Below are 12,168 nucleotides of genomic sequence, written 5' to 3' on the forward strand. Positions count from 1 at the left end.
GGCGGGGACGCGTTCGAACCGCAGCCCAGCCGCCCGGCGCCGCGCGGCGGGCCGGAACGGCCAGGTCCGCCCGCGCACCGTGAGCAGGGCCGCCGCCGCTTGGGATGACCGGCCCGCCAGGAATGGCTACGGTGGCGAGTGATCCCACCGGCGACCGACTGGAGGACCGATGGACCCCGAGACCCCGGAAGCCGACGCCGCGGAACAGGCCCGCCAGGCCGAGGAGACCTTCGAGGAGGAGGAAGTGCTGGAGCCGGTCGAGGCGCCCTTCGACGCCGACCCGGCCGACCTCGTCGACCAGAACCGACCGGCTCCGCTCGACGACTCCTACGACTGACCGGCCGCGCGGGGGCCGGGGCGCGTGCCCCGGCCCCCGCGTCCGTCACGGCAGGTCGGGCAAGACCCGTCCGGGGTTGAGGATGCCGTGCGGGTCCAGCGCCGCCTTGATCGCGCGCTGGGTGCTCAACGCCGCCTCGTCCAGCTCCTCACCGAGCCAGCGCCGCTTGAGGTGGCCGACGCCGTGCTCGCCGGTGATCGTGCCGCCCAGCTCCAGGCCCAGCGCCATGATCGCGTCGAACGCCTGGTGCGCGCGGGCCGTCTCCGCCTCGTCGCCGGAGTCGAAGGCGACCACCGGGTGCATGTTGCCGTCGCCCGCGTGCCCGGCGCACAGCACCTGCACCTGGTACTGGTCGGCGATCCGCGCCAGGCCCTCGACGAGGTCCACCAGGCGCCGGCGGGGCACGCACACGTCGTCCACCATCACCGTCAGGCCCAGCTGCTCGTGGGCGTCGCCGACCAGGCGCCGCGCCGCCATCAGCAGCTCGCCCTCCGCCGGGTCGTCGGCGACGACCACCTCGGAGGCGCGGTGGGTGCGGGCCACCTCCTCGAACGCGGCCAGGTCGGCCGGCGCCGCGTCGCCCCGGTCGGACTGCACCAGCAGCATGCCTTCCATGCCGTCGGGGAAGCCCAGGTCGGCGATCTTCTGCACCGCGTTGACCGTGGGCCGGTCCATGAACTCCAGCACGGACGGCCGGTAGCCCTGCCCCAGGTAGCCGTCCACCGTGCGGGCGGCGTCGGCGATGGTCGGGAAGAACGCGACCGCGGTCAGCGGCTGCGCGGCGGCCGGGCGCAGCGCCACGGTGACCTCGGTGACCACGCCGAGCGTGCCCTCGGACCCGACGATGAGGTGCGTCAGGTCGTACCCCGCGACGCCCTTGGCGGTGCGGCGACCGGTGCGCATCACCCGGCCGTCGGCCAGCACGACCTCCAGGCCGCGGACGAAGTCCCCCGTCACGCCGTACTTCACGCAGCACATGCCGCCCGCGTTGGTGGCCACGTTGCCGCCGATCGTGGAGACGCTGCGCGAGCCCGGGTCCGGCGGGTAGAACAGCCCGTGCTCGGCGACCTTCGCCGCGAGCACGCCGTTGACCACACCCGGCTGGACGACCGCGACCTGCTCGGACACGTCGATGTCCAGGATCCGGTCCATCTTCTCCAGCGACAGTAGGACGCAGCCGTCCACCGCGTTGGCCGCCCCGGACAGCCCGGACCGGGCGCCCTGCGGCACCACCGGGACCCGGTTGCGGTGCGCCCACGCCAGGGTCGTGGCGACCTCGTCAGTGGACCGGGGGCGGACCAGCGCCGCAGGGGCCCCCGCTGGGCAGAAGCCGGCGCGGTCCCGGCTGTGGGCCTCGAGCACGTCGGCGTCGTCGAACACGCGGCCGTCGGGCAGCAACTCGCGCAGGGCGCGCACATCGGCGGTGGTCATCCGGTGAACTCTCCCGACCTGGTGAGAACGGTGTTGCCGGTAGAACCTAACCCGCCGAACGGCTCGTTCAAGCCCGCTGGTGGATGGACATCGTCACAACGCAGGGGTCAGCCCGGCCAGTGGCCGAAGAGCTCGGCGAAGCCCTCCCGCCAGCTCGGCCACTTCGGCCGCCAGCCCAGCGCCTCGCGGAGCCGGAAGTTCGTCGCCCCGCGCTGCTCGGTCAGCTGGTGCACGGTCAGCCAGTCCAGCTGGGCCCTGGCCTGCTCCAGGGTCAGCGACACCGGGTCGGGGCCGCCCGCCATCCGGGCGTAGGCGGGCAGCCACTCCGTGGCTTCCGCCGGCTCGTTGTCGACCACGTTGTAGGCGCCCGGTCCACCGCTGGTGAGCAGGTCGACCACCGCCCCGGCCGCGTCGTCGACGTGCGTGAACGAGGTCAGCCCGACCTCGTCGGAGACCACGGGCAGCTCGCTGCCGCGAACCCGGGCGTGCACCGACCCGCCGGGGGCGTACGGGGTGTCCGGGCCGTAGAGGGTGCCGTAGCGCAGCACGACGCCCTCGACCTCCGGACAGGTCAGCACCGCGTCCTCCACCGCGCCCTGGGCCCGGACGGCCTCGCCCCAGCAGCCGGGCGCGTCCGTCCACAGTGGTGACTCCTCGTCCAGCACCTCGTGGCCGCGCGGGCGGTAGGCGGCGGTCGTGCTCTGCACGATGACGCGCCGCGCGCCCGCGGCCGCGGCGGCGTCGACCAGGTTCTTCGAGGCCCGCTCGCGGGACCGGGCGGTGCGGCGCTGCCCGTCGGTGAGGTCGGTCCGGCAGATCCCGGGGGTCTGGTCCACCACCACGTCCGGGGCGACGCGGCACAGCTCCCGCCGGAGCCGGTCCCGGTCCTGCAGGTCGACGACGGCCACGTCGTCGCACGGACCGTCGAGCCGGTCCTTCCGCCGGACCAGCGCGGTCACGTGGTGACCTCGTTCCCGCAGCAGCGGCAACAGCGTTCGTCCGACCACGCCGGTCGCACCGGCGACGACCACACGCAGGGGCACTTCGACCTCGCACGGGGTTGAACGTCAGCGGCTCGACAGCCTACCCCGGTGAGATACACCGGGAAGAGTGAAAGAACGGGGCAGCAGAAGGCGGCAGTCCGGCACCGCGAACGGCCCGGTCCTGCCGCCGTGATCGAGGCGTCACCGGGTCCCCGGCGACGCGCGGTCGTGCCGGCACGGCACGACCCCCGTCAGATGCTGCGGATGCCCGCGGCCTGCGGGCCCTTCGGGCCCTGGGCGATCTCGAACTCCACGCGCTGGTTCTCCTCCAGCGTGCGGAAACCGGAAGCGTCAATGGCGGAGTAGTGGGCGAAGACGTCAGCGCCACCGCCGTCGGGCGTGATGAACCCGTAGCCCTTCTCCGCGTTGAACCACTTGACAGTACCGGTAGCCATTCCTCGTTCTCTCCTGATTCTGCTGGCCAGGGTCAACACTGCGCAGACCCGAGGTCGCCGAGCTGATCACCCGCGGCCGCTGTGGCACCGGAGCACCACGGCAACAAAAAAAGTGCCTGCGTTCTGGCAGGCACTTTTCCAGTACTGCTGGGACCAAAACTGCAACCACGGCAACGCTAGCACTCCGACTGCGGGTTGTCACACCGCGATCGCCGCATGTCAACGCCGCCGCGAGCGCCCGGCTACGGGATGCTCAGCAGGCCCTGCCCGCGGGCCTCCGCGGCGAGGTTCTGCTCGGTGCGCTCGTCCGCGAGCATCAGCGCCGCGGCCCGCGGGGTGATCCCCTCGGCGTCCCACGCCGCCAGCAGCGGCGGGATCTTCGCCAGCATCTCCTCCCGCAGCACCTGGAACGACCGCACCGGGTCGGCGTCCACCCGGCCCAGCAGCAGCCACCAGGCCCAGGCGACCGCGCCGGCGTTGGCCACGAAGTCCGGGATGACCGGGACGCCGCGCGTGGCCAGCAGTTCCTCGGCGTCGGCCGTCACCGGGGTGTTGGCCGCCTCCACGATGACCTTCGCGGCGATCCCCGGCACCTGCGCCGGGGTGATCGCGTAGGACACCGCCGCCGGGATGAGCACGTCGACCTCCGCGCTGAGCACGTCCTCGCGCGGCGAGCGCTGCACGTGCTCGGGCACCTGGGCGCGGTCGATCTCGCCGAACCGGTCGCGGGCGTCCAGCAGCGCCGGGACGTCCAGCCCGTCCGGGTCGTGCAGGGTCCCCGCGGCGTCGGCCATCGTCACGACCTTCAGCCCGGCCTCGTGCAGGTAGTGGGCCGCGCCGCCGCCCATCGTGCCGACGCCCTGCACCGCGACCGTGGTCGACTCGGGGTCCCAGCCCCGCGCGTGCACCACGCCCAGGCAGCTCTGCGCCACGCCGTACCCGCCGACCACGTCGCCGAGCAGCAGCCCGCCCGGCACCGGGGCGTTGAGCCCGGCGCGGACCCGGCGCAGCGTGCGCTCCGCGTCCGGGGCCCGGCGGATGGCGGCGTGGAAGGACTGGTGCAGGCCGAGCTCGGCGAACACCTCGTCGATCAGGTGCTGCGGCACCCCGAGGTCTTCGGCGGTCACCCAGTGCGCGTCCAGGTACGGCCGCATGGCCTGGACGAACCGGCGCAGCACGCCCCGGGCCTGCGGGTCCTTCGGGTCGCAGTCGATGCCGCCCTTCGCCCCGCCGACCGGCAGGTCGAACACAGCGGTCTTGCGCGCCATGCCGCGTGCCAGGTCCTCCACCTCCGACAGCGTGCACCCGGCGCGCATCCGGGTCCCGCCGGTGGCCAGGCCCGACACCAGGCTGTGCACCACCAGGTAACCGTTGCGGCCGGTCACCGGATCCGTCCAGATCACCCGCATCATCGGGTCGCGGTCGACGAGTGCCACGGGCCGAACTCCTTCCCAAGAACGCGTGGACCCGCACGGAAGACCCGTGCGGGGTTGTGCAAGGAGAGATCGCGCTGTCAGCGAGCCGCAGACCGCGGTGCTCGCCTCACTGCCGATCAGGTCGGTCAGTGATGTCGCAGCCAGAGAGAGGAAGAAGACAACCAACGAGCCGGGCGCGGGTTGCGGAACGACGTGCTTCGCATGGCCCACCTCCCGCATCACACCCGGTTGGCTCGAAGTTAAGGGCGGCCAGATCTGATTGTCAACAATCGTCTTGGCGGACAACGGTGACGTCATCGGAACGAGTGCGTGTCCCCGTGTTACGCGGGCCTGCGACCAGCACCGCGGGACCACATCACACGATCGGGGGGACCTCGGTTCTAAGCTTCGTGCGCGAGGGAAGAGGGTGCAGCGCAAGCCGCGCCGGAACTTGGACCAAACCACTCCCAAGATCACCGCGCGGCTGGAAGGATGCGAAGCATGAGCCAACCGGGACGACCCCAGGACCTGCCGGGATCGCTGGACGAGGCGACGCAGCAGCAGCTGATCCAGGAGATCGGACGGGTGATCGTGCGCGGGCTCCCCCCTGGTTGGCGGGAGGCCACCGTCGAGTACCGCGCCCTCGGCGACCACCAGGAGATGGTCGCGCAGCTCATCGCGCCCAACGGCACCGCCGTCCCGCTGGCCGCTCCCCCGGACGTCACCGAGCTGTTCGCGCGGCTGCGCCGAGGCATGTACCAGCCCGACCGCGGCACCTGGGTCAGCGCGCTGTACCGGCTGGAGCGCCCCGGCAGCTACACCGTCGACTTCAACGGCGACTACGAGCCGAACTGGCGCACCGCTCCCCCACCGGGCGCTGCCGCCGCCGAGCTCGAGCGCTTCCCGCGCCCGGCGTCGGCCACCCCGGCGTGGCTGTCGGCCGGCCCCTCGACGCCGCTGCGCACCGCGGAGGTCTTCGACGGCTCCGGGCGGCCGATCACCGAGCGCCCGGAGGTCGACCCGGCCGAGCGCGGGCAGGTCGTGGACTACCTGGAGAAGGCGCCGATCGTGCTGGCGGCGCGCAGCTACGACACCGACCGGCTCGACCCGGACCGCAGCCCGTCGGTGCCGATGACCTTCCACACCGACGGCAGCTGGGTGTGGCCCGGGGCGGTGGGCTACTACCTGCGCGAGCACGGGGTCGCCCCCGACCCCGACCTGGTGGCGCACATCCGCCGGCAGGGCTTCCGGGTGCCCGAGGTCTCCGAGCCGGTCCGGGAGCAGGCCGTCGCGCTGATCACCGGCGAGCAGCGCTGAGCCGGCTCCCCTGAGCACGTCGCGGAGGCGCGCGGGACGGCTGCGCCGGGCGGCCCGTGGGCGCCGCGACCTGGCACAATCCCGGCATGCGCGAGGTGGTGTTCGCCGGCGGCCCGGTGGCCACAATGGACGCCGCCCGGTCGTTCACCGACGCGGTCGCGGTGCGCGACGGGCGGATCGTCGCCGTCGGCCGTGAGGCGGTGCGGGAGCACTGGTCCGCCCGCACCGAGTTCGTCGACCTGCGCGGCCGGTCGTTGCTGCCCGGCTTCCACGACTCCCACGTGCACCCGGTCTACGGCGGGATCGAACGGCTCCGCTGCGACCTCAGCGACTGCGCGGACGCCGCGGAGTGCCTGCGCCGGATCGACCACCACCAGCGGGCCCACCCGGACGCGGCGTGGGTGCTCGGCGGCGGGTGGGACATGGGCCAGTTCCCCGGCGGCACGCCGACCCGGGAAGCGCTGGACGCGGTGACCGGCGACCGCCCGGCGTACCTGCTCAACCGCGACCACCACGGCGCCTGGGTGAACACCGCCGCGCTGCGGCTGGCCGGCGTCGACGAGCACACCCCCGATCCGCCGGACGGCCGGGTCGAGCGCGACGCCGACGGCCGCCCGTCCGGGACGCTGCACGAGGGCGCCACCCGGTTGCTCGAGCGGGTGCTGCCGGCGACCAGCGACGAGGAGTACCTCGCCGGGCTGCTGGAGGGTCAGCGGCACCTGCACTCCCGCGGCGTGACTTCCTGGCACGACGCGATCGTGGGGCCCTACCTCGGCTACGACGACACGCTGCCGATCTACCTGGAGGCCGACCGGCGGGGGCTGCTCACCGGCAAGGTGCGCGGGGCGCTGTGGTGGGACCGCGACCGCGGCCGGGAGCAGGTCGAGGAACTGCGGTACCGCCGGAAGCTAGCACGCGGGCACCGGTTCCGGGCCGAGACGGTGAAGATCATGCAGGACGGCGTGTGCGAGAACTGCACCGCCGCGCTGCTGCTGCCCTACCTCGGCAGCCGCGGCCGCGGACTGTCCTTCGTGGACGCTGAGGCGCTCGCCGAGGCGGTGCCGGACCTCGTCGACGCCGGTTTCCAGCTGCACTTCCACGCCGTCGGCGACCGGGCGGTGCGCGAGGCGCTGGACGCGCTCGCCGGTGCGCGCGAGCAGCAGGACCTGCGGCACCGGATCGCGCACGTGCAGGTGGTGCACCCCTCGGACGTCCCGCGGTTCCACGAGCTCGGCGTGGTGGCGGCGATCCAGCCGAGGTGGGCGGTCAACGACGCCGCGATGACCGAGCTGACCGTGCCGCGCCTCGGGCACCGCCGGGCCGGGTGGCAGTACCCGTTCCGCTCGCTGCACGCGGCCGGTGCGGTGCTGGCGGGCGGCAGCGACTGGCCGGTGTCCGAGGCCGACCCGCTGCTGGGCGTGCACGTGGCGGTCAACCGGCGCGAGCCGGGCACCGACGACCCGCCGTTCCTGCCCGAGCAGTCGCTGGACCTCGTCGACGCGCTCGCCGCCTACACCGCGGGCAGCGCCTGGGCCGACCACGCCGACCACGAGTCCGGGACCGTCGAGGTCGGCAAGGCCGCCGACCTGGTGGTGCTGGACCGCGACCCGTTCTCCGCACCAGCGCAGGAGATCTGGCGCTGCCAGGTGGACCTGACCATGGTCGACGGCACAGTGGTCCACGAGCGGCACTGACCCCGAGTCCGGCCTGCCCACGAGCGGTGCGGTCCCCGGCCGCGTCGTCCCGCGAGATCGGGTACCGCGTCTCGACGCCCTCGGGGCGCGATTCCCACCGCAGTCGCGCACCGGGGGCCGGTGCGGGGCGGGGGCGCTCGGGACCGGGCTCAGCCCGTGCCCCCGACCAGCTTCCCGCCCTGGACGACGTGGCGGATGTGGTGGGGGTCGGCGAGGGCGCCGATGTCGGCCAGGGGGTCCCCGTCGACGACGACCAGGTCGGCCAGCGCCCCTGGGCGGAGGGTGCCGATCTCGCCGGCCATGCCGAGCAGCTCGGCCGCGGTGCTGGTCGCCGCGCGGATGACGTCCAGCGGCTGCTGGACCTCGCTGCGGATCCGGAACTCCTCGTTCTGGTGGCGGTGCATGCCTCCGAGCAGGTCCGTGCCGTAGACGACCTTGACGCCGGCCCGGTGCGCCCGCTCCAGCGCGGCCAGCCCCGCGTCCAGCACCGCGTCGACCTTGCGCCAGCTGTCCTCCGGGAGCCCGAACTCGCGGCCCTCGGTCTTGAGCGCCCAGTAGGTCACCAGGGTCGGCACCAGGAACGCGTCGTGCTCGAGGAACTCGGGGAGGTTGGACTCGTCGAGGAGGTTGCCGTGCTCGATGGACCGGACACCCGCGCGCAGCGCCCGGCTCACCGCACGCGCCGTGTAGGCGTGCGCCGCCACGTAGCGGTGGGCGGCCTCGGCTTCCTCGACGACGGCGCGGAGCTCGTCCATCGAGTACTGGGTGGAGTCGATGCGGTCGGTCGGCGAGGCGACACCACCACCGGCCATCACCTTGATGTGGTGGGCGCCCGCGCGCAGCTCGTCACGGGCAGCCGCGCGCACCGCGTCCACCCCGTCGGCGATCCGGCCCAGCCCGGCGCAGCACTGGTGGTCGTCGTGCACCCGCACACCGCGCGGGCGGGTGTCACCGTGGCCGCCGGTCTGGCTCAACGCCTTGCCGCAGAACGCCAGCCGCGGCCCGCGGACCAGCCCCTCGGCCTGCGCGTCGGCCAGGCCGAAGTCGGCGCCCGAGGCGTCGCGGACCGTGGTGAAGCCGCGGTCGAGCATCTGCCCCATGATCCGCGCGGCGTGGGCGGTGACGTAGGACGGCGACCACGACGGCAGCGAACCGAGGTCGGCGGTGGCGGCCGTGACGTGCACGTGCGCGTCGATCAGCCCGGGCAGGACGGTGGCGCCCGCCAGGTCCACGATCCGCGCGCCCTCCGGCGCGGTGATCCCCGGGCCGGTCTCGACGATCCGGCCGTCCGCGCACAGCACGTCGCCGTCGACGTACTCGCCGGTCTCCACGTCGAGCAGCGCGCCGGAGCGCAGCACCAGGGCGGTCACGAGTCCTCCTGATCGGTTCGAGGGGCTGGGGTTTCCACGGTGGGCAGAGTCACCGGGCGGTCTGCTTCCGGGCGCTGGGCTCGGTCAGGTCCTCCAGGGACTTGCCCGCGGTGGACAGGCCGAACAGCAGGGTGCAGAGGACACCGACGGCGAGCACCGCGGTCGTCATGCCGAACACGCCCGCGAAACCGAGCGTCGCGGCGGACACGCCGATCACCGACGGGGCGATGATGCTGCCGACGCGGCCGAACGCGCTGGACAGCCCCGTCCCCGAAGCCCGGATCCAGGTCGGGAACACCTCCGGGGTGTAGGAGTACACCGCCGCGTAGGTGCCGTTGAGGAAGAACGACAGCACCGCCGCCGAGACGGTGATGAGCACCGGGTCGGTCATCTGCGACATCCAGAACGCGCTGGCCGCCGCACCCGCCAGGTACAGCGCGATGGTGTTCTTGCGGTCCAGCAACTCGCCCAGCCACGCCGCCGAGAAGTACCCGGGGACCTGCGCCAGGTAGATGATGATCGAGAACTCGAAGCTCTTGGTGACGGTGATGCCCTGCTGCACCAGCAGCGTCGGGATCCAGGTGAAGAACCCGTAGTAGGAGAAGGTGATCACGAACCAGATCAGCCAGGTGATCGCGGTGCGCCGCACCATCCGGCCGGTCCACAGGTACTTCAGCGCGGAGAACAGCCCGACCTTGCGCGCCTCGGCGGGGGCGGCCACCGCGGCCTCCGGCACCGGCGGCAACGGCTCCCCCGTCGCGTCCCGCACCTTGCGCTCCAGGTCGGTCACCACCTGCTCGGCTTCCGCTCCCCTGCCACAGGCGAGCAGGTAGCGCGGCGACTCCGGCAGCGACCGCCGCCACCACAGCAGCAGCACGATCGGCGCCGCGGTGATCACCTGCGCCCAGCGCCAGCCCTCGGGCAGCGGCTCCACCACGAACCGGCCCAGCAGCGCGGCCGCGACGAAGCCGAAGGAGAAGAACCCGGCCAGGGCGCCGACGAACCAGCCGCGCCGGGCGGCGGGGACGAACTCGGACAGGAACGGCGCGATGATCGCGCTCTCCGCGCCGGCACCGAACCCGGCGAGCACCCGGGCACCGAGGAAGACCTCGTAGTTCGGCGACATCGCACCGACCACCGAGAACAGCGCGTAGACGGCCAGCGCCCACATCATCACCGCGCGACGGCCGATGCGGTCGCCGAGCAGTCCGGCGCAGGTGGCGCCGAACAGGAAGCCGAAGGGGGTGGCCGAGCCGATGAGGCCGAGCTGCGCGTTGGTCAGCCCCCACTCGTCCTGCACGCTCGGCAGCAGGAACGCCACCACGGCGGAGTCCATCCCGTCGAAGGTGTAACCGAGGCCGCCGAGCAGCAACAGCAGGTAGTGCGGCCGGCTCAGCGGGAGCCGGTCCAGGCGAGCGAGCAGGGACACGGGGTGCCTCCAGGACGGTCACAGCACCGGACGAGGTGACCGGCAACATATAGTGCACTTGTCGCGAGGTGCAATACCTGTTGCGTTGCCGTCTCGTTGCGTGCGCTCCCGAGGAGAGGAACCCGATGACCACCGACCGCGCCGCCGAGGAACCCGACGGGTTCGAAGCCTGGCTGCGCAGTCGCGTCCCCGAGCGCGGTCTGCGCAGCAAGGGCGCGTCCGTGCTGGAAGTGCTGTTGACCCAACCCCGGCGGGTGTCCTACAGCTCTGCCGCCGAGGCCGCCGAGCTGGCCGGGGTCAACGTCGCGACGGTGAGCCGGACCGCGCAGGCGCTCGGCTTCAGCGGCTGGTCGGACCTGCAGCGGGAGCTGCGCGCGCGCTACCTGTCCTCGCTGAGCGCCCCGGAGGTGGCCGCCGCCCACCGCACCGAGGGCGATGTCGGCGCGGCGTCGTTGCGCCGGGACCTGGAGTCGCTGGCCGTGCTGACCCGGCGGCTCGACGAGCAGCAGCTGCGCACCATCGCCGAGGCGATCGCGCGCGCCCGGCGCGTGCTCATCGTCGCGCACGGCAGCTACGTCGCGGTCGGTTCCGCGCTGGGCCACAACGTGCGGTTGGCCGGGTACGACGCGACGGTGGTGCGCGACGACGCCGACCTGGCCAACGCGATGTCCCGGGTCGAACCGGGCGACGTGCTCGTGGCGATCAGCTTCTGGCGCCTCTACCAGAGCACGGTAACCGCCGCCGAGGAGGCGCACAGCCGCGGTGCGCGGGTCTTCGCGCTCACCGACGCCGCCAGCCCCGCCCTGGCCGCGGCGTCCGAGGAGGTCGTGCTCATCCCCGCCGAAGGCGTGGCGTTCTTCCCCTCCCTGGCACCGGGTCTCGCGGTCGCCCAAGCCATCGTCGCGCAGCTGTCCACGATGGACCCGGAGCGGACCCGCCGGTCCATCGAGGCCGCCGAGGCCCAGTGGTCGCGGTTCGGCCTGATGCACCGCCAGCCCCGCCGGGGCTGAACCCCGGCGGGGCTCGGCCCCCTCACCTCACTCGGCTCGCCGGACCTCGGCCATGGCGGCCCAGTGGGTGAGGTACTTGGCGGCTTCGGCGGCGAGCACCGCGTCGAGCTCGTCGCGGTTGGCGTTGCGGCGCAACCGGAACGCTCTCCCGCGCCGCACGTCCAGGACCATCGGCCTCGCACCGGGCAGCAGGCTCGGTGCGAGGTGCTCCAGCACGCGCAACGCCACGTTCGCCGAGTCCGACGCCAGCTCCGGCTCCTTGAGGTAGGGCAGGACGACCTCGGTGCGCCCGTCCCGGTAGCGCAGCGCCAGCGCACTGCGCCGAGAAACGGTGACCGACAGGCCCCCGACGTCGACGACGCCGGACTCCATCGGCACCCCGGTGGCCCTGACCTTCGCCCACCAGCGCCGGAAACCGTCGTGCAGCTGCTGGAAGTGCGGCTGCTGCACCGGACGCGCCTGCCGCACCGCCGCGGCCAGGACCTCCGGAGCGTCCGGCGAGCTCACCGCCCTCCGCAGCGCCGACCGGAACGGCGCGTAGAACGTCCACGCCATGCTCGTCTCGTCGACGTGGATCTCCCACTGGTCCCGCACGATGCCCGCGCAACCGCGCGGCGTGCTGCGCACGTAGTCCAGGAACGAGCTGAGACCGATCTGCACACCGTCCACGAGTACCCCTCCGCGACCGAGGGCAGCATCCGACGCCACCACGGACCGCGTGCCCGCA

At 73.3% G+C, this 12,168-nt stretch carries 11 protein-coding genes; 4 read left to right on the top strand and 7 right to left on the bottom strand.

Annotated elements, in window-relative coordinates; translation table 11 throughout:
* Positions 1–169: 169 nt before the first annotated feature.
* Positions 170–337, top strand: coding sequence for a hypothetical protein (locus HNR68_RS18620; protein WP_179722869.1), 168 nt, complete (start codon positions 170–172; stop codon positions 335–337).
* Between the two features lie 45 nt (positions 338–382).
* On the opposite strand, the gene HNR68_RS18625 is transcribed toward HNR68_RS18620, so the two are convergent.
* The 4 genes from HNR68_RS18625 to HNR68_RS18640 form a co-directional block, all read right to left on the bottom strand.
* Positions 383–1,768, bottom strand: a complete 1,386-nt coding sequence (locus HNR68_RS18625; RefSeq protein WP_179722871.1) for an FAD-binding oxidoreductase — start codon at positions 1,766–1,768, stop codon at positions 383–385.
* A 107-nt stretch (positions 1,769–1,875) separates the two neighbouring features.
* Entirely contained in the window at positions 1,876–2,811 is a 936-nt protein-coding gene (locus tag HNR68_RS18630; RefSeq protein ID WP_343050238.1) for an NAD-dependent epimerase/dehydratase family protein, read from the bottom strand.
* A 191-nt stretch (positions 2,812–3,002) separates the two neighbouring features.
* A complete protein-coding gene (locus HNR68_RS18635) occupies positions 3,003–3,206 on the bottom strand; it encodes a cold-shock protein (protein ID WP_179722873.1) in 204 nt (67 codons plus the stop codon).
* Between the two features lie 242 nt (positions 3,207–3,448).
* Positions 3,449–4,618: a Glu/Leu/Phe/Val family dehydrogenase gene (locus HNR68_RS18640; protein WP_179725220.1), complete on the bottom strand. Its 1,170-nt coding sequence runs from the start codon at positions 4,616–4,618 to the stop codon at positions 3,449–3,451.
* A gap of 504 nt (positions 4,619–5,122) precedes the next feature.
* Here HNR68_RS18640 and HNR68_RS18645 point away from each other — a divergent pair.
* On the top strand, positions 5,123–5,938 hold the full coding sequence (locus HNR68_RS18645) for a hypothetical protein (protein WP_179722875.1): 816 nt from the start codon (positions 5,123–5,125) through the stop codon (positions 5,936–5,938).
* An 86-nt stretch (positions 5,939–6,024) separates the two neighbouring features.
* On the top strand, positions 6,025–7,632 hold the full coding sequence (locus HNR68_RS18650) for an amidohydrolase (RefSeq protein WP_179722877.1): 1,608 nt from the start codon (positions 6,025–6,027) through the stop codon (positions 7,630–7,632).
* 149 nt (positions 7,633–7,781) lie between these two features.
* Here HNR68_RS18650 and HNR68_RS18655 read toward each other — a convergent pair whose 3' ends face one another.
* Both HNR68_RS18655 and HNR68_RS18660 read right to left on the bottom strand, forming a co-directional pair.
* Positions 7,782–9,002, bottom strand: coding sequence for an amidohydrolase family protein (locus HNR68_RS18655; protein ID WP_179722879.1), 1,221 nt, complete (start codon positions 9,000–9,002; stop codon positions 7,782–7,784).
* A gap of 49 nt (positions 9,003–9,051) precedes the next feature.
* Entirely contained in the window at positions 9,052–10,431 is a 1,380-nt protein-coding gene (locus HNR68_RS18660; protein WP_179722881.1) for an MFS transporter, read from the bottom strand.
* A gap of 125 nt (positions 10,432–10,556) precedes the next feature.
* Here HNR68_RS18660 and HNR68_RS18665 point away from each other — a divergent pair, with 125 nt between their 5' ends.
* On the top strand, positions 10,557–11,441 hold the full coding sequence (locus HNR68_RS18665; protein WP_179722883.1) for a MurR/RpiR family transcriptional regulator: 885 nt from the start codon (positions 10,557–10,559) through the stop codon (positions 11,439–11,441).
* Positions 11,442–11,468: 27 nt separating this feature from the next.
* On the opposite strand, the gene HNR68_RS18670 is transcribed toward HNR68_RS18665, so the two are convergent.
* Positions 11,469–12,110, bottom strand: a complete 642-nt coding sequence (locus tag HNR68_RS18670) for a hypothetical protein (protein WP_179722885.1) — start codon at positions 12,108–12,110, stop codon at positions 11,469–11,471.
* Positions 12,111–12,168 lie beyond the last annotated feature (58 nt).

It is taken from the genome of Saccharopolyspora hordei, from assembly GCF_013410345.1.
In the GTDB taxonomy this organism is placed as follows: domain Bacteria; phylum Actinomycetota; class Actinomycetes; order Mycobacteriales; family Pseudonocardiaceae; genus Saccharopolyspora; species Saccharopolyspora hordei.